The sequence below is a fragment of the Streptomyces sp. NPDC053432 genome (assembly GCF_055585365.1).
In genome coordinates this window covers 57,697-73,726 of the sequence record NZ_JBVJKF010000022.1, presented here as the reverse complement: position 1 = coordinate 73,726, position 16,030 = coordinate 57,697, and the positions used below count along the sequence as shown (strand labels likewise).

The 16,030-nt window shown below is 71.9% G+C and carries 16 protein-coding genes and 1 tRNA gene; 9 read left to right on the top strand and 8 right to left on the bottom strand.

Translation table 11 applies throughout. The features are described 5' to 3' along the window. Window positions 1-18: 18 nt before the first annotated feature. The 5 genes from ispD (at window position 19) to ACZ6Y1_RS29615 (ending at window position 5,488) form a co-directional block, all read left to right on the top strand. Window positions 19-765 (top strand): 2-C-methyl-D-erythritol 4-phosphate cytidylyltransferase, encoded by a 747-nt coding sequence (ispD, locus tag ACZ6Y1_RS29635; protein WP_469636587.1) that lies wholly within the window; start codon window positions 19-21, stop codon window positions 763-765. Continuing rightward, on the top strand, window positions 755-1,252 hold the full coding sequence (gene ispF, locus ACZ6Y1_RS29630) for a 2-C-methyl-D-erythritol 2,4-cyclodiphosphate synthase (RefSeq protein ID WP_469636584.1): 498 nt from the start codon (window positions 755-757) through the stop codon (window positions 1,250-1,252). The genes ispD and ispF overlap by 11 nt, the downstream gene beginning before the upstream one ends. 94 nt (window positions 1,253-1,346) lie before the next feature. Continuing rightward, window positions 1,347-2,747, top strand: coding sequence for a cysteine--tRNA ligase (gene cysS / locus ACZ6Y1_RS29625; RefSeq protein WP_469636581.1), 1,401 nt, complete (start codon window positions 1,347-1,349; stop codon window positions 2,745-2,747). A 94-nt stretch (window positions 2,748-2,841) separates the two neighbouring features. Next, window positions 2,842-3,813, top strand: coding sequence for a 23S rRNA (guanosine(2251)-2'-O)-methyltransferase RlmB (gene rlmB / locus ACZ6Y1_RS29620; RefSeq protein ID WP_469636578.1), 972 nt, complete (start codon window positions 2,842-2,844; stop codon window positions 3,811-3,813). 142 nt (window positions 3,814-3,955) lie between these two features. After that, a complete protein-coding gene (locus tag ACZ6Y1_RS29615) occupies window positions 3,956-5,488 on the top strand; it encodes a DoxX family membrane protein (protein WP_469636574.1) in 1,533 nt (510 codons plus the stop codon). A gap of 221 nt (window positions 5,489-5,709) precedes the next feature. Here ACZ6Y1_RS29615 and ACZ6Y1_RS29610 read toward each other — a convergent pair whose 3' ends face one another. From ACZ6Y1_RS29610 to ACZ6Y1_RS29600, 3 genes are all read right to left on the bottom strand, one after another. Then, on the bottom strand, window positions 5,710-6,468 hold the full coding sequence (locus ACZ6Y1_RS29610) for a nucleotidyltransferase family protein (RefSeq protein WP_469636571.1): 759 nt from the start codon (window positions 6,466-6,468) through the stop codon (window positions 5,710-5,712). 28 nt (window positions 6,469-6,496) lie between these two features. Further along, the gene (locus tag ACZ6Y1_RS29605) at window positions 6,497-6,910 is read right to left on the bottom strand and encodes a hypothetical protein (protein ID WP_469636568.1); all 414 of its coding nucleotides are present in this window, start codon (window positions 6,908-6,910) and stop codon (window positions 6,497-6,499) included. Between the two features lie 165 nt (window positions 6,911-7,075). Continuing rightward, the gene (locus ACZ6Y1_RS29600) at window positions 7,076-8,170 is read right to left on the bottom strand and encodes an ABC transporter ATP-binding protein (RefSeq protein ID WP_469636565.1); all 1,095 of its coding nucleotides are present in this window, start codon (window positions 8,168-8,170) and stop codon (window positions 7,076-7,078) included. Between the two features lie 197 nt (window positions 8,171-8,367). Here ACZ6Y1_RS29600 and ACZ6Y1_RS29595 point away from each other — a divergent pair, with 197 nt between their 5' ends. Then, window positions 8,368-9,048, top strand: a complete 681-nt coding sequence (locus tag ACZ6Y1_RS29595; protein ID WP_469636562.1) for a hypothetical protein — start codon at window positions 8,368-8,370, stop codon at window positions 9,046-9,048. 239 nt (window positions 9,049-9,287) lie between these two features. Here the strand turns inward: ACZ6Y1_RS29595 and ACZ6Y1_RS29590 are convergent, their stop codons facing one another. Continuing rightward, window positions 9,288-10,670 carry an RNA-guided endonuclease InsQ/TnpB family protein gene (locus ACZ6Y1_RS29590; RefSeq protein ID WP_469636801.1) on the bottom strand — a complete coding sequence of 461 codons (1,383 nt, stop codon included), beginning with the start codon at window positions 10,668-10,670 and terminating at the stop codon, window positions 9,288-9,290. A 164-nt stretch (window positions 10,671-10,834) separates the two neighbouring features. Here ACZ6Y1_RS29590 and ACZ6Y1_RS29585 point away from each other — a divergent pair. Then, window positions 10,835-10,912 (top strand) — tRNA-Thr (locus tag ACZ6Y1_RS29585). A gap of 85 nt (window positions 10,913-10,997) precedes the next feature. Here ACZ6Y1_RS29585 and ACZ6Y1_RS29580 read toward each other — a convergent pair. Beyond that, window positions 10,998-12,380, bottom strand: a complete 1,383-nt coding sequence (locus ACZ6Y1_RS29580; RefSeq protein WP_469636560.1) for an NAD(P)/FAD-dependent oxidoreductase — start codon at window positions 12,378-12,380, stop codon at window positions 10,998-11,000. A gap of 182 nt (window positions 12,381-12,562) precedes the next feature. Between ACZ6Y1_RS29580 and ACZ6Y1_RS29575 the strand changes: the two genes are divergently transcribed. Beyond that, window positions 12,563-13,039 (top strand): GNAT family N-acetyltransferase, encoded by a 477-nt coding sequence (locus tag ACZ6Y1_RS29575; protein WP_469636557.1) that lies wholly within the window; start codon window positions 12,563-12,565, stop codon window positions 13,037-13,039. Between the two features lie 16 nt (window positions 13,040-13,055). Here the strand turns inward: ACZ6Y1_RS29575 and ACZ6Y1_RS29570 are convergent, their stop codons facing one another. After that, on the bottom strand, window positions 13,056-14,048 hold the full coding sequence (locus ACZ6Y1_RS29570; RefSeq protein WP_469636554.1) for a zinc-binding dehydrogenase: 993 nt from the start codon (window positions 14,046-14,048) through the stop codon (window positions 13,056-13,058). A 70-nt stretch (window positions 14,049-14,118) separates the two neighbouring features. On the opposite strand from ACZ6Y1_RS29570, the gene ACZ6Y1_RS29565 reads away from it, so the two are divergent. Further along, window positions 14,119-14,799 (top strand): pentapeptide repeat-containing protein, encoded by a 681-nt coding sequence (locus ACZ6Y1_RS29565; RefSeq protein ID WP_469636551.1) that lies wholly within the window; start codon window positions 14,119-14,121, stop codon window positions 14,797-14,799. Between the two features lie 58 nt (window positions 14,800-14,857). Here the strand turns inward: ACZ6Y1_RS29565 and ACZ6Y1_RS29560 are convergent, their stop codons facing one another. Then, entirely contained in the window at window positions 14,858-15,529 is a 672-nt protein-coding gene (locus ACZ6Y1_RS29560) for a hypothetical protein (RefSeq protein WP_469636548.1), read from the bottom strand. Continuing rightward, the gene (locus tag ACZ6Y1_RS29555) at window positions 15,526-16,029 is read right to left on the bottom strand and encodes a hypothetical protein (protein ID WP_469636545.1); all 504 of its coding nucleotides are present in this window, start codon (window positions 16,027-16,029) and stop codon (window positions 15,526-15,528) included. The genes ACZ6Y1_RS29560 and ACZ6Y1_RS29555 overlap by 4 nt, the downstream gene beginning before the upstream one ends. Window position 16,030: the final 1 nt, after the last annotated feature.

Sequence of the window (16,030 nt, the reverse complement as noted above, 5' to 3'; positions counted from 1 at the left end):
CCTGGCTCGGAGCTACTGATGTCTGACGAAACGCGCCCCCACCGCACCGCCGCGGTGATCCCGGCGGCAGGCCGGGGCGTACGCCTCGGCCCCGGCGCCCCCAAGGCCCTGCGGGCCCTCGGCGGCACCCCGATGCTCGTCCACGCCGTCCGCGCGATGGCCCGCTCGCGCGCGATCTCCCTCGTGGTGGTCGTCGCCCCGTCCGACGGGGCGGAGGAGGTGCGCCTCCTGCTCGCCGAGCACGCCCTGCCGGAGCGCACCGAGGTCCTGGTCGTCCCCGGCGGGGAGACCCGCCAGGAATCCGTGCGGGCCGGCCTGCGCGCGCTCCCCGCGGACATCACCTCCGTCCTCATCCACGACGCGGCCCGCCCGCTCGTCCCCGTCGACACCGTGGACTCCGTCATCGAGGCCGTGCGCCGAGGCGCCCCCGCCGTGGTCCCCGCCCTGCCGCTCGCCGACACCGTCAAGGAGGTCGACCCCGGCAAGCCCGGCGAGCCCGAGCCGGTCGTCGCCACCCCCGAGCGGGCCCGGCTGCGCGCCGTACAGACCCCGCAGGGCTTCGACGTGGCCACGCTGCTGCGCGCGCACGACGAGATCGCCGTCGACGGCGAGGGCGCCACCGACGACGCCGGCATGGTCGAGCGGCTCGGCGGCACCGTCCTGGTCGTACCCGGCCACGAAGAGGCCTTCAAGGTCACCCGCCCCCTCGACCTGGTCCTCGCCGAGGCCGTACTCGCCCGCAGGAGGGCCACCGATGTCTACTGACCTCCCCCTGATCCCCCAGGTCGGCATCGGCACCGACGTGCACGCCTTCGAGACCGGCCGCGAACTGTGGTGCGCCGGCCTGCTGTGGGAGGGCGAGGACGGCCTCGCCGGCCACTCCGACGGGGACGTCGCCGCACACGCCGCCTGCGACGCGCTCTTCTCCGCCGCCGGCGTCGGCGACCTCGGCGCGCACTTCGGCACCTCCCGCCCCGAGTGGTCCGGAGCCGCCGGCGTCACCCTCCTGGCGGAAGCCGCCCGCATCGTCCGCGCCGAGGGCTACGAGATCGGCAACATCGCGATCCAGGTCATCGGAGTACGCCCGAAGATCGGCAAGCGGCGCGAAGAGGCGCAGAAGGCGCTCGCCGCGGCGGCGGGCGCCCCCGTCTCCGTCTCCGGCACCACCACCGACGGACTCGGCCTCACCGGGCGCGCCGAAGGGCTCGCCGCGATCGCCACCGCGCTCGTGTACCGGACGAACCGGGGCTGAAAACCGCCGGAGACGGCACATCTTCGGCAACAAAGGTGCCCCGGGGCCTCAAAGGGTCGCGGGGCACTGCTATGCGCGCACTACCCTGGATGCCGTGACTATTCGCCTGTACGACACCAGCGCCCGGCAGATCCGCGACTTCGTCCCGCTCACCGAGGGCTGTGTCTCGATCTACCTCTGCGGCGCCACCGTCCAGGCGGCCCCGCACATCGGGCACATCCGGTCGGGCCTCAACTTCGACATGATGCGCCGCTGGTTCGAGTACCGGGGCTACGAGGTCACGTTCATCCGCAACGTCACGGACATCGACGACAAGATCATCGCGAAGTCCGCGGAACAGCGGCGCCCCTGGTGGTCCATCGGCTACGAGAACGAGCGCGCCTTCAACGACGGCTACTCCGCCCTCGGCTGCCTCCCGCCCACCTACGAGCCCCGCGCCACCGGCCACGTCACCGAGATGGTCGAGATGATGCGCGGCCTCATCGAGCGCGGCCACGCCTACGAGTCCGAGGGCAACGTCTACTTCGACGTGAAGTCGTTCCCCGGCTACCTCTCGCTCTCCCGCCAGGAGCTCGACAACATCCGCCAGCCGGAGTCGACGGGCGAGACCGGCAAGCGCGACCCCCGCGACTTCGCCATGTGGAAGTCCGTCAAGCCGGGTGAGCCCTCCTGGGAGACCCCCTGGGGCCGCGGCCGCCCCGGCTGGCACCTCGAATGCTCCGCCATGGCGCACAAGTACCTCGGCGACGCCTTCGACATCCACGGCGGCGGACTCGACCTGATCTTCCCGCACCACGAGAACGAGATCGCCCAGGCCAAGGCCTTCGGCGACGAGTTCGCCACGTACTGGGTCCACAACGCCTGGGTCACCATGTCCGGCGAGAAGATGTCCAAGTCCCTCGGGAACTCGGTCCTCGTCTCCGAGATGGTCAAGCAGTGGCGCCCCATCGTGCTGCGCTACTACCTCGGCACCCCGCACTACCGGTCGATGATCGAGTACAGCGAGGAGGCCCTGCGCGAGGCCGAGTCCGCGTTCGCGCGCATCGAGGGCTTCTACCAGCGCGTCATCGAGAAGGCCGGCTCGCCCGTCGAGCCCGCCGCCGAGGTCCCGCCCGCCTTCGCCGAGGCCATGGACGACGACCTCGGGGTCCCGCAGGCGCTCGCGATCGTCCACACCACCGTCCGCCAGGGCAACAGCGCACTCGCCGCCGACGACAAGGACGAGGCCATCGCGCGCCTGTCCGAGGTCCGGGCCATGCTGGGCGTCCTCGGCCTCGACCCGCTCGACCCGCACTGGGCCGAGGAGACCGACCGGGGCGAGGACCTCCACGGCGCCGTGGACACCCTCGTACGCCTCGTCCTGGAACAGCGCGAGTCCGCCCGCGCCCGCAAGGACTGGGCCACCGCCGACGCCATCCGCGACCAGCTCCAGCAGTCGGGCCTCGTCATCGAGGACAGCCCGACCGGACCGCGCTGGACGCTCGGCCCCCGCTGAGCCGGGCAGCTCACCCTGCTGTGCCGCCCGGCACTCCGGGCGGCACACTCTTCATACGTACATATCGCAGCACCAGACGAAACAGGTAGAAGTCATGGCCGGGAACAGCCAGCGCAGGAACCGCCGCACGTCCAACAAGAAGGGCGCCACGGTCGGCAGCGGTGGCCAGCGGCGCAGGGGCCTCGAGGGCAAGGGCCCCACGCCCAAGGCCGAGGACCGCAAGGGCCACAAGGCCTTCCGCGTCTCCAACGCCATGGCCCGGCAGGCCGCCAAGCGCCGCCCCGCCCCCCGCCGCGGCGGCCCCAAGGGCACCAGCGAGATGGTCGTCGGCCGCAACCCGGTCTTCGAGGCCCTGCGCGACGGCGTCCCCGCCACCACCCTGTACGTCCAGCAGTTCATCGACAACGACGAGCGCGTCCGCGAAGCCCTCCAGCTCGCCGGCGAGCGCGGCAACATCAACCTGATGGAAGCCCCGCGCCCCGAGCTCGACCGCATGACCAACGGGCTCAACCACCAGGGCCTGGTCCTCCAGGTCCCGCCGTACGAGTACGCGCACCCCGAGGACCTCACCGACGCCGCCTACGACAACGGCGAGGACCCCCTCATCGTCGCCCTCGACGGCGTCACCGACCCGCGCAACCTCGGCGCGATCGTCCGCTCCGTCTCCGCCTTCGGCGGCCACGGCGTGGTCATCCCGGAGCGCCGCGCCGCCGGCATGACCGCCGGCGCCTGGAAGACCTCCGCCGGCACCGCCGCCCGCACCCCGGTCTCCCGCGTCACCAACCTGACCCGCGCCCTCCAGGAGTACAAGAAGGCCGGCATCGCCATCGTCGGCCTCGCCGCCGAGGGCACGCACGAGGTCCAGGACCTCGACGCCCTCGCCGGCCCGGTCGTCATCGTCGTCGGCTCCGAGGGCAAGGGCCTCGGCCGCCTCGTCGGCGAGAACTGCGACTACCTCGTCCGCATCCCGATGCCGGGCGGCGCCGAGTCCCTCAACGCCGGTGTCGCGGCCGGCGTCGTCCTCTACGAGGCGGCCCGCCGCCGCGCCACCACCCCGCGCACCTGATCCGCTTGATCCACTTGGCTCACGGAAGGTGACCCGTGAGCGTGTCACCCCGCCCTTTCCGGGCGGGGTGGCTTGATCTTGACGGGCCTCGGACACATCGCTGGTGTCAAGGCAGTGTCCTAAACACTGATCACTCGGTTAGATGAGTGTGGACACCAGAACGTCAGGGTTCGACGACCAGCCCGCGCTGAGCATGGTCAAGGTGCCGTGCGACCCCGCACAGGTCATCGTCAACCACGCCAGCTTCCGCGTGCGGCTCGCACCGAGCACGAGCGCGCGTTCCAAGCCCGCGAACGCCCCCTCCCGCGCACCCGTCCTCGGCGGCGCCGTGGTCGCTGCCGCCGGGGCCACCCGCCGCCGGGCCCCCGTCGTCTGGAGCGGCAGGTCGGCCCCCGGCGACTCCGCCGCCATGGGCGGACTCCTCCAGGCCGTACGCGAAGCCGGGCGCGGCCACGACGAGTACGGCGACGGGTACGACGGCGGAGCCACCCAGGTCATCCCGCGCGTCGACCTCGCCCAGGACCTCGCCGACGACACCCTCGCCACCCCGACCGTCATCGGCCAGCGCAGCTACGGCGACCCCGACGAAACGCGCACCATGGCCGCCGTACGGGACATGCCGTACGAGCCCGCGCACCCCGGCGCAGGCCCCGACCCCGACCAGGGCACGGAAGGCCGCCGCACCGGCTCCGACGCCCGCGGCCAGGCCTCGTACTACCCCGGCCGCCGCATGAACCTCGGCGTCGTCCTGCTCCCGCTGCGCTGCTTCCTCGGCTTCATCTCCATCTACGCGGGCATGGGCAAGCTGTGCGACCCCGTCTACTTCGACGGCGGCGAACGCGGCTCCATGGTCACCTGGCTGCGGACCCTGCACCCCTGGGCCCTCGCCGAGCCGCTGCGCGACTTCGCCCTCGCCCACCCCGTCGGCGCCGGCCTCACCGTGGCCTTCCTCCAGGTCATCGTCGGCGTACTGACCGTCTTCGGCCTGTGGCAGCGCTTCGCCGCCTGCATCGGGGCGCTGCTCTCCGCCGCGCTCCTGATGACCGTGAGCTGGAAGACCGTCCCCGCCTACGACGCGCCCGACATCATCTACCTGGCCGCCTGGAGCCCGCTGATCATCGCGGGCGCGCCCGTCTACTCCCTCGACGGACGCCTCGCCGGAGAGGCCTGGCGCACCCTCGGACCCCGCTCCGAGATCTGGCAGCTGCGGCGGCGCGTCCTGCGGCGCGGGGCCGTCATGGCCACCGTCGTCTGCGGGCTCACCCTGCTCGTCGGCTCCCTCCTCGGCGGCGCCGTCCGCTCCACCACCGTCGTCACCGTGCCCGGCCCCGGCCAGGCTCCGACCAACTACCTCCCCGGCCAGCCGCTGCCGCAGGCCCCGGCCCGCCAGCAGCCCTCGCAGCCGCAGCAGTCGGCGAAGCCCCAGCCGTCCGCCACGGCCACCGGGCCCTCCGCGAAGCCCGGCGCCAGCGCCACGGGCGGCCCCGCCCGGGCGACCGCCGGGACGGGCTCGCAGTCGCCCACCGCGACGAAGGGCACCACCAGCAAGTCGACCCCGCGCAGCACCCCCCGCCAGTCGACCGCCCCGAAGTCCCCGACCAGCTCGGGGAGCACCGCCAACGGGGCGGGCACCGCGTCCAAGCAGCCCGGCCTGATCGGCGGGCTCATCGGCTGAGACCGGCGGCGCTCGCGTACGACACGAAGGGCCCGGCGCACGGGAGGCGCCGGGCCCTTCGCTGTGCCGGTTGCATGGTCTCTGCCGGATCTGTCGGCTCTGCCGCCTCTCCGGGCTCTGTCGGCCCCGCGAGCCCTGCCGGTGCTACGAGCTCTGCGGGCCCCGCGAGCCCTGCCGGCGCTACGAGCCCTGCCGGCCCCGACGGCTCTTCACCGAGGGCCTCAGGAGGGCGTCTGGGCCGCCAACTCCCTTGCCGCCTCGGTCAGGTCCTTCGCCGTGTCGATCGCCCGCCAATAGGCCCCCTGAGGCAGCGGGAAGCCCGCCAGCCGCCGCTCACGCGCCAGCCGCGGGAACGTCGTCCGCTCGTGGTCCCCCAAATCCGGCAGCAGCGCGGCGAATTCGGCCCCGAAGACGTACACCCCCGCGTTGACCGGGTACGGCGACGGCGGCGCCTCGATGAAGTCCAGCACCTGCCCGAACTCGTTCGTCTCCACCACCCCCCACGGGATCCGCGGCCGGGCCAGCGCCAGGGTCGCCGTCGCGCCGCGCTCCTCGTGGAAGGCCGCCATCTCGCGCAGCGAGAACCGGGTCCAGATGTCCCCGTTCGTCGCGTACCAGGACCGCTCCGGGTGCGGCAGGTGCCCGGCCGCGTACTTGAGCCCGCCGCCCCGGCCCAGCGGCTCCTCCTCCACCACCGTCGTCACCCGCAACGGCAACCGCGCCCCGTCCAGCCACTCCTGCAGCACCTCGGCGAGGTGGCCGCAGGACACCACGGCGTCCGTGACCCCCTCCGAGGCCAGCCAGGCCAGTTGATGCCCGATGATCGGGACCCCCGTGCCCGGGATCTCCACCATCGGCTTCGGCCGGTCGTCCGTATACGGCCGCAGCCGCGAACCCTGGCCGCCCGCCAGGACGACTGCCTGGGTGGGGGCGGCGGGCAACGCGGCTGCGGAGGAGGCGGATCGGGGGGTTTCGTCCATGAAGACCAGCGTAGGGAGGCGGTCCGCCTCAGCCCATGGAGGCGACGCCGGTCGCGTACGAGGTGTCGCAGACGGGACGCGCGAAGGACTGCGCCTTGGTCGGCCCGTACACCTCGACGGCGGCCCGCCCCAGCGCCCGCGCGATGCCCACGCAGTGCTCGGCGAGCGACGGCCGCCGGTTCACCTCCTGCTGTAGGTCGGTCAGTACGTCTCCCGGCGCCTTGCCCCGCTGCAACTGGCCGACGAGGTCGTCGCGCAGCACCTCGTGCGGGGCGCGCGGCTTCGCGGGCGCGGAGACGCCCTCGGCGGAGGCGGTCAGGATCTGGGAGGAGGAGTTGTCCGCCCAGGGGACCATCGTGACCGCGAGCGTCCCGGACAGGACCAGGACGACGGGCAGGACCAGGGCGAGGGAACGGCCGATTCGGCGGGCAGTGTGGGTCACGAGGGCGAGAGTAGCGCTCGGTGAGGATTTGGCGACATTTAGTCACCCGGTCGGGGGATGGTTCGACGTGGCTTTTCGATTCAAGGGTTGACGCACGAGGGCCGAATGCCACGAAAAGGGGCGCCCCTTGACGGGACGCCCCTCTCATCTCGCCGCGACGGCAGGTCAGTCGGAGAGCCGCTCGCCGGAGGAGGTCGAGAACACGTGGATCTCGCCGGACCGCGGCACGACGTGCAGCGTCGAGCCCTTCTCCGGCACCTGGCGGCCGTTGACGCGGACCACGATGTCCTGCGAGCCCGAACCGGTCGCGGACTCGGCGGAGCCGTAGACGTAACCGTCGGCGCCGAGTTCCTCGACGACGTTCACGACGATGCTGAGGCCGCCCTCGCTGCCGATGTCGAAGTGCTCCGGGCGCACGCCGACCGTGACGGTGCGGTCACCCGCGTCCGCCGCGGCGGACAGCGCCTCGCGCGACACCGGGACGACACTGTCGCCGAACTTCACGCCGCCGTCGGTGATCGGCACCTCGACCAGGTTCATCGCGGGGGAACCGATGAAGCCGGCGACGAAGAGGTTCGCCGGGCGGTCGTACATGTTGCGCGGGGTGTCGACCTGCTGGAGCAGACCGTCCTTGAGCACGGCCACCCGGTCGCCCATGGTCATGGCCTCGACCTGGTCGTGCGTCACGTACACGGTGGTGATGCCCAGGTCGCGCTGGAGCGCGGCGATCTGCGTACGCGTCGACACGCGCAGCTTCGCGTCGAGGTTCGACAGCGGCTCGTCCATGAGGAACACCTGCGGCTTGCGCACGATGGCCCGGCCCATGGCGACGCGCTGGCGCTGACCGCCGGAGAGCGCCTTCGGCTTGCGGTCGAGGTACTGGGTCAGGTCGAGCATCTTCGCCGCGTCCTCCACCTTGCGGCGGATGGTGGCCTTGTCCTCGCCGGCGATCTTGAGCGCGAAGCCCATGTTGTCGGCGACGGACATGTGCGGGTAGAGCGCGTAGTTCTGGAACACCATCGCGATGTCCCGGTCCTTGGGCGGCAGGTGGGTGACGTCGCGGTCGCCGATGCGGATGGCACCGCCGTTTACGTCCTCCAGGCCGGCGAGCATGCGCAGCGAGGTGGACTTGCCGCAGCCGGAGGGACCGACGAGGACGAGGAACTCGCCGTCCGCGATCTCCAGCTCCAGCTGGTCCACGGCGGGCTTTTCGCCGCCGGGGTAGAGCCGGGTCGCCTTGTCGAAAGTGACAGAAGCCATGGTTGATGAATCCCTTCTACCGGCAGGAACGTGCCGGACGATCCGAGTGGAAGGAAGATGGGTCTAGTCCAGTAAACGGACTCCGCCCGACGCTACCCGCCGATCCACCCCCCTGTCAGCACCCGCACGACCGTGACTTCGAACTCTGTGCGATCCGTCGGACCCACTCGTCGGAGGCGGCTGCTTGGATGACCCCCATGCCCGGCACACCGCACCCCCGCGACGTCCACGAACTGATCCGCGTCCTCCCCGATGCCCCCACCTTGCGCGAACGCTGCCGGGCACTGGCGGCCCTGGAGGTCTTGATGGGCGGCCGATGCGGCCGCTACTTCGACTACGACCCGGCGTGGAGCCCGGGAATCGAGGCCGCACTCATGAACAACGGCTCGGGCGACGAGTACACGATCCTCTTCACGCCCGCCGGGGTCTTCGGCCGGGGCTTCGACCACGAGTCCTGGATGAGCCCCTACACGAACGAGGACATGGATCTGTGGCCCGGCCTCGTCGACACCCTGCCGGAAGCCTTCCGGCCGCTCCTCGACGAGCCCGCCTTCTGCGACGACGGCGTGCGGGTGGCCACGGTCGTCTTCTGGCGCGAGACCGCCGACACGGCCTGGCGGGCGGGCCCGGTGGAACTCCCCGCGGAGGGCGAGGACGGCACGTCCCACCTCTTCGCCGTCCTGGCGGCGGGCACGCCGGAGGCGTACGCGGGCTGGGCGCGGGACTACTACGGGCGGGAGCTAGACCTGGACGCTGTCCGGCACGTGTTCGCCCTGCGGCCGCTCACGGAGGAAATGGTCAAGGCCTTGGCGCCGGAGGCGGAGGCGAGCGCCGTGGCGGCGGCGATGGACGGGATCGGTTACCCCCTGGTGCGTTGACGGCAGAGCGCTTGCCTCTACGGCCAGAGGCAGCCAGAGCGACGAACTTTTGACCTGGTCGTGGAAGAGCCGCGGCTTTTCGGCCAGGCAACTCTCACCCTCACTGCACTCACGAGCAGTGGTTCCTGCTTCGACGCCCGCTGCCGGCCCGATACGACCCTGGGGGTCGCACCTGGTCGGTCTTACGCAAGCTCCACAGGCATTCCGGCCGACGGCCCGTCGGTCTGTACTGCACATTGCTATGCCGCTGGTACGAGATCCAGCAGCTCCGAAGCCTTGATCACAGGCGGCGGAACGCGCCCCGGCGGCAGCGCCATCGCCACCGTCCAGTACAGCCTCATCCCCTCGTCCCGGAGGTTCACGGCCGCGTTCGTGTCGCGGTCGTGAACCACCGCGCACTCCGCGCAGGTCCACTCACGGACCGACACATCGAGCTTCGGCCCCTTCGTGTGGCACGCGGAGCAGCGCCGGGTCGACGGGAAGAACCGGTCCACGATCACCGGCGTCCGCCCGTACCACGCACATTTGTACCGGAGCCGGCGCAACAGCTCACCCCAGGCCGCGTCGGTGATCGACCGGTTCAGCGCGGCCTTGCGGCGACGCCCCTTGCCCGGTGCCCGGCGCAGGAGATTGACGACCGGCAGGTCCTCCACCACGAGCACTTGGTTCTCGCGCACGAGGCGGGTGGTGAACTGGTCCAGCAGATCACGGCGGACATCACCGATCGAGGCGTACAGGCGGGCGATCCGCTCCCGCACCTTCCCCCGGTTCTTCGAGCCCTTCTTCTTCCGGTGCAGATCTCGCTGCAGGGAGGACAACTGCTTCTCGTACTTGGCCAGGAGGCGCGGGTGCGCGAGCTTCTCCCCGTCGTCCAAGGTCACCAGTGCCGCGAGCCCGAGATCCAGGCCCACCGCTATCGGCTCCTGTCCGTCCGGCATGAACACCTCGGGCAGAGGGGCGATCACCTCTTCCACCAGGACGGACAGGAAGAACCGGCCGGCCCGGTCCCGGGTCACGGTCAGTTTCACTGGTAACTGTCCCGGCGGAAGGGCACGCGACCAGCGCACATCCAGGGGGGTCGTCTGCTTGGCGAGCGTGACCGTCGCTGTGCCGGGACGCGTCGGTTCTTCGGCCCAGCGGAAGCCGGTGCGGACATAGGTCGCCGAGTCCTTCGACCGGTGCTTCGACTTCCGCTGCGGGTACTTCGCCGAACCTTTGAAGAACCGTGAGAACGCGGAGTCGAGGTGCCGCAGAGCCTGTTGGAGGACGGTCGACGAGGTTTCCTTCAGCCACGCCGTCTGCGGCACCCGCTTCCAGCCGGTCAGGGCCCGGCAGGTTTCGGCGAAGCCGAGCGAGACCTTGTGTTCTTCCCAGGCCTTCACGCGTAGGGCGAGGCCCTCGTTGTAGACCCAGCGGCAAGCACCGAAGGTCTGGATGAGCTGGGCCGTCTGGTCGGGGGTCGGATAGAAGCGGAAGCGATAGACGCGCTGCTGCGTGCCCGGCTCTCTGGCCAGCCCCTTCAGTGGCGCGGCTTTCCGGGCCTGGTGTTTGGTACGGGCGCCCACCCCGAGAAGTTCGCGCTTGATGCGCCGGGCTTCCTCCCCTGTTACTCGGTCTGCCATCGCCCCTCCCACACGATCGGATCTTCAGAACGGCACACCAGTCCGCTCAACGAACGTGTGCGTGAGTGGTTACGGGTGCGGGATCAATGTGATGGCTCGGGGAATCGAGCGCTGTGTAGAGTGATGGCGGCCCCACGCGCAGCAGGTTCGCGGGTGGGTGTCGTGCCCCCTTAGCTCAGTCCGGCCAGAGCACCGCACTTGTAATGCGTAGGTCGTCGGTTCGAATCCGACAGGGGGCTCCATCCCAGGTCAGAGGCTTGACAGTCAAGGGAATTCGTACAGAAACGGAAGGCCCCGGGTGATCACCCGGGGCCTTCCGTCGTCTCGTCAGTGGCGGCCCGAGATGCGGTTGGCCAGGCGGGCCAGGGGGGTTGTCGTCGGGCGGTGGGTGGCCGTTTCGTGGCGGTCCGCCTCGCGGTAGGCGGCGTACAGGGCCTGGACGCCGAGCCAGCGGAAGGGTTCCGGTTCCCAGCGGCGGACGCGGTGGTTGACCCAGGGGAGGGTCGTGAGGTCGGTGGACTCGCCGAGGACCAGGTCGCGCAGGGTGCGGGCCGCCAGGTTGGCGGTGGCCACGCCCGAGCCGACGTAGCCGCCCGCCCAGCCGAGGCCGGTGATGGCGTCCAGGGTGACCGTGGCGCACCAGTCGCGGGGGACGCCGAGGACGCCCGACCAGGCGTGGGTGATCTCCGTGCCGGTGAGCTGCGGGAAGAAGGTGGTCAGGAGGGTGGTGAGGGACTCGATGGTGGCCGGCTGGGTGCGGCCGTCGTTGTCGGTGCGCGAGCCGAAGCGGTACGGGACGCCGCGGCCGCCGATCGCGATGCGGTCGTCGGCGGTGCGCTGGGCGTACATGTAGGCGTGGGCCATGTCGCCGAGGAGGGGGCTGTCGGCCCAGTTGAGCTGGGACCAGGTCGAGGCGGGGATCGGGGCCGTGACGATCATCGAGGAGTTCATCGGGAGCCAGGAGCGCTTCTGGCCCTTGAGGGCCGCGGTGAAGCCCTCCGTGCAGCGCAGGACGTAGGGGGCGCGGACCGTGCCGTAGGGGGTCACCGCCTTGCGGGCGGCGATCTCCGTGACGGGGGTCGACTCGTGGATGACGACGCCCAGGCGTTCGCAGGCGGCGGCCAGGCCCTTGACCAGCTTCAGGGGGTGGATGCGGGCGCCGTGCGGGGTCCAGCTGGAGCCGACGGCGTCGGCGATGTTGATGCGGGCGTGGGTTTCGGTGGCGTCGTAGAGCTCGCGGTCGGTTTCGCCGAAGGACACCTCGGAGGCGTGGAAGGCCCTGAGGCGGCCCAGCTGGGCGGGGGTGCGGGCGACTTCGAGGACGCCGCCGCGGTGGATGTCGGCGTCGATGCCCTCCTTGGCGGTGACGTCGATGACCTCGGTGACGGTGTCGTTCATGGCCTGCTGGAGGCGCTGGGCGGCCGGGCGGCCGTGGAGGGCGGCGTAGCGGTCGCGGCCCGCGATGCCGTTGTAGAGCCAGCCGCCGTTGCGGCCGGAGGCGCCGTAGCCGCAGAACTTCTGCTCCAGGACGGTGACGCGCAGGTCGGGGGCTGAGGACTTGAGGTAGTAGGCGGTCCACAGGCCGGTGTAGCCGCCGCCGACGATCACGACGTCGGCGGTGGCGTTGGCGGTCAGGGGCGGCCGGGGTGGGGCGGCGGGGGTGGTGTGGTCGGTCGCGTACCAGAAGGAAATGCCGCCGTTGATCGTCATGGGGAGTTGGTACACGGGGTTCCGGATGGGTGTCCAGGTACGGGATGCCGGGTTTCGGGGTGGGAAGCGAGGCCTTTTGGCTGATGCGGGGCCGGCGGCCGGTTCTTAGGGTCGGGCGGCTGGACGAGGGGGGCTCGGCGGTCGCCCGGGTGCTGCTGGGACGGCCGGTCTACGCTGCGGGGATGATTCGTAGCGCTGTGATCAGCGATGTTCCCGTCATCCACGCGATGATCCGCGAGCTCGCCACGTACGAGAAGGTGCCGCACGAGGCGCGGGCGACCGAGGAGCAGCTGCGGGAGGCACTGTTCGGGGAGCGGCCCGCGGTGTTCGCGCACATCGCGGAATCGGAGGACGGGGAGGCCGTCGGCTTCTCGATGTGGTTCCTGAACTTCTCGACGTGGCGCGGGCTGCACGGCATCTACCTGGAGGACCTGTACGTCCGGCCGGGCGTGCGCGGGGGCGGTCACGGGAAGGCGCTGTTGCGGGAGTTGGCGCGGATCTGTGTGGAGCGCGGGTACGGGCGGCTGGAGTGGTCGGTGCTCGACTGGAACACGCCCGCCATCGACTTCTACCGCTCGGTCGGAGCGGTGTCCATGGACGAGTGGACGGTGAACCGTCTGACGGGCGACGCGTTGCGCGGGCTGGCCGGGGAGGTGTGAGGGCCACCCGGCCGGGTCAGGGTTCCAGGACGACCTTGCCGGTGGTGGCGCGGGTCTCCAGGGCGCGGTGGGCGGCCGCGGCCTCGGCGAGGGGGTAGCGGGTGAGGGCCGGGCGCAGGCGGCCGGCGGCGGCTTCGGCGAGGGCCCGGGTCTCCAGTACGCGCAGGGGGTCGGGGGCGCCGACGCGCTGGAGCATGGCGGGGCCGAGGACGGTTTCGGTGGTGATGCCGCGGGCGGTGAGTTCGGCGCGGTCGGCGTCGGTGAGGGGGATCGGGCCGCCGGACCGGCCGAAGACGAGGTGCCGGGCGCCGGGGGAGAGGAGGCCGAGGGCGGTGCGGGCGGTTTCGCCGCCGACGGAGTCGAAGAGGACGGTGGCGCCGGCGGGGTGCGCGGCGCGGACGGCGTCCGGCCAGTCGGGGGCGGTGTGGTCGAGGGCGAGGTCGGCGCCGTTCGCGGCGGCGAGGGCGGTCTTGGCGGGGCCTCCGGCGAGGGCCACGACGGTGGCGCCCGCGTTCTTCGCGTACTGGACGAGCAGGGTGCCGATGCCTCCGGCGGCGGCGGTGACGAGGGCGGTGGAGTCCGGGCCGAGTCCGGCGAACTGGAGGATGCCGAGGGTGGTGCGGCCGGTGCCGATCATGGCGACGGCGGTGGCGGGGTCGAGGCCGGGCGGTACGGGGTGGAGGCGTTCGGCGTCGGCGACGGCGTACTCGGCGTAGCCGCCGGGGGCGAAGCCGAGGTGGGTGACGACGGACGTGCCGAGCCAGGCGGCGTCGGTGCCGGGGCCCAGGGCGTCGACGGTGCCGGCGACTTCCCGGCCGGGGATCGTGGGGAGCTCGGGGAGGGCGGGGGCGGGGCCCTGGACGCCCGCGCGGAGGGCGGTGTCGAGGAGGTGCACTCCGGCGGCGGCCACGGCGACGCGGACCTGGCCGGGGCCGGGGCGGGGGGTGTCGGTCGGCTCGTAGGAGAGGTTCTCGGCGGGGCCGAAGGCGTGGAGTCGGATGGCGCGCATGGGCCGAGCCTCGTACCTGAAGCCTGGTTGAGGTCAAGGGGCTGTCGGTGGGGTGCGTGACGATGGGGCCATGGCGCGAAACGGGCAGCAGCGGGAACGGACGGTCAGGGCGGCACGGCGGCCGGAGGTGCGGCTGCCGGAGCTCGTGGCGTGGGAGGGCGGTGAGCTGGAGCCGGACGGGGATTACGACGGGCTGGAGTTCACGGACCTCGACCTGGCGGGGCAGGAGGGGGTGGGGGCCCGGTTCATGGACTGCGCGGTGCGGCGGTGCGCGCTGGACGAGGCGGGGCTGCGCAGTGCCCGGTTCGTGGACACGGTGCTGGAGGAGGTCCGGGGTGTGGGGACGGACCTGGCGGGGGCGTACTTGCGGGACGTGGAGGTGGTCGACGCCCGGCTGGGCGGCGTGCAGATGCACGGGAGCGTGCTGCAGTCGGTGGTGGTGCGCGGGGGCAAGATCGACTACCTGAACCTGCGGCAGGCGGAGCTGCGGGACGTGGTCTTCGAGGGGTGCGTGCTGGTGGAGCCGGACTTCGGGGGTGCGGTGCTGGAGCGGGTGGAGTTTCGCGACTGCGTGGTGCGGGGGGTGGATTTCAGCGGGGCGCGGATGGCGGACGTGGATCTGCGGGCGGCGGGGGAGCTGTCCGTTGCGCGGGGGGTGGATGCGTTGGCGGGGGCGGTGATCAGTCCGGCGCAGTTGTTCGACCTGGCGCCGGTGCTGGCGGGCCATCTGGGGCTTCTGGTGCTTCCGTAGGGGCGGGGACCGGTGGGCGCGGGCCGCTGCGCGACCGGGCTCGGCCCGGATCCGGGCCTCACATGCCGGGCGGGATGGAGTGCCCGGTTCGGGTCAGCCAGGTGGTCAGTTCCGTGTGTACGGCTTCTTCCTGGTCCGTCGACCAGGGGAGCGTTCCGTACAGGAGGTCGGTTTCCCATTCGGCCACGGTGGCGGTGAGGTGGCGGTCGGCGACCGGGTGGCGGAGGGTCTCCCAGGCGGCGAGCCAGGGGCCGACGGCGCCGGAGGCTTCGGCGCACAGGGGGAGGAGCCGGTGCACGGGGACGGCCGGGTCGGGGGTGAGGAGGGTGTGGGCCCACCAGGCGTGGAGGAACTCCCGGACCGCCGCGCTCTGCGCCGCCGGCCACTGCTGCCAGCGGCCGCAGGCGAACGAGGCGCCGACGTTGTGGATGTCGTACGCGTAGGCGCCGAGGCCGCCGGTCAGCTCGCGGGCGAACTGCGGCAGGATGCGGCGCAGCACGGCGCCGTGGTCGCGCCAGTCGGGCGCGGACCAGGTGCGGTGGAGGAGGTCGGGGTCGAGCTCCGTGTCGGGGAGTTTCAGCAGGGCGAGTTCCTGCGGGCTGCCCCAGTGGCACTCGCACTGGACCTCGTCGGCCCGGGCGGTCATCCCGCGGAAGGTGACGGCGAGGCCGTCCAGGGCGCGGTCGAGCCGGGCCAGGGCCGCGGCGGCGGCCGGGTCGGGCCGGGTCATGCCGGGACGCGGGGGAACTTGGCCTGGAGGGTCCAGATGGCCGGGTTGTCGGCGAGGCCCTCGTGCATGTCGATCAGGTCCGCCACGAGGTCGTGGAGGAAGTCGCGGGCCTCGCGGCGCAGCAGGCGGTGGCTGAAGGTGAGGGGGTCTTCTTCCGGTGGCATCCAGTCCGCCTCGATGTCGACCCAGCCGAAGCGCCGCTCGAACAGCATGCGGTCGGTGGATTCGGTGAAGTCGAGTTCGGCGTACTGGCGGCGGGAGGAGCGGCTGCCGCGCGGGTCCTGGTCGAGCTGCTCGACGATGTCGCACAGGGCCCAGGCGAAGTCGAGTACGGGCACCCATCCCCAGGCTGTGGACACCTCCCGGTCCTTGACCGTGTCCGCGAGGTAGACGTCCCCGCAGAACAGGTCGTGCCGCAGGGCGTGGACGTCCGCCGAGCGGTAGTCGGTCTGCGGGGGGTCCGGGAAGCGCCGGGAGAGGGAGTAGCCGATGTCGAGCACG

Coding starts and splice junctions, on each gene's coding strand:
- ACZ6Y1_RS29570 (WP_469636554.1), bottom strand. CDS start 14,048: ATGCGCGCCATCCGACTCCACGCCTTCGGCCCCGCCGAGAACCTCTCC.
- ACZ6Y1_RS29610 (WP_469636571.1), bottom strand. CDS start 6,468: ATGGACGAAACCCCCCGATCCGCCTCCTCCGCAGCCGCGTTGCCCGCC.
- ACZ6Y1_RS29600 (WP_469636565.1), bottom strand. CDS start 8,170: ATGGCTTCTGTCACTTTCGACAAGGCGACCCGGCTCTACCCCGGCGGC.
- ispF (WP_469636584.1), top strand. CDS start 755: ATGTCTACTGACCTCCCCCTGATCCCCCAGGTCGGCATCGGCACCGAC.
- ispD (WP_469636587.1), top strand. CDS start 19: ATGTCTGACGAAACGCGCCCCCACCGCACCGCCGCGGTGATCCCGGCG.
- ACZ6Y1_RS29560 (WP_469636548.1), bottom strand. CDS start 15,529: ATGACCCGGCCCGACCCGGCCGCCGCCGCGGCCCTGGCCCGGCTCGAC.
- ACZ6Y1_RS29575 (WP_469636557.1), top strand. CDS start 12,563: ATGATTCGTAGCGCTGTGATCAGCGATGTTCCCGTCATCCACGCGATG.
- ACZ6Y1_RS29565 (WP_469636551.1), top strand. CDS start 14,119: ATGGCGCGAAACGGGCAGCAGCGGGAACGGACGGTCAGGGCGGCACGG.
- ACZ6Y1_RS29580 (WP_469636560.1), bottom strand. CDS start 12,380: ATGACGATCAACGGCGGCATTTCCTTCTGGTACGCGACCGACCACACC.
- ACZ6Y1_RS29595 (WP_469636562.1), top strand. CDS start 8,368: ATGCCCGGCACACCGCACCCCCGCGACGTCCACGAACTGATCCGCGTC.
- rlmB (WP_469636578.1), top strand. CDS start 2,842: ATGGCCGGGAACAGCCAGCGCAGGAACCGCCGCACGTCCAACAAGAAG.
- ACZ6Y1_RS29615 (WP_469636574.1), top strand. CDS start 3,956: ATGAGTGTGGACACCAGAACGTCAGGGTTCGACGACCAGCCCGCGCTG.
- ACZ6Y1_RS29590 (WP_469636801.1), bottom strand. CDS start 10,670: ATGGCAGACCGAGTAACAGGGGAGGAAGCCCGGCGCATCAAGCGCGAA.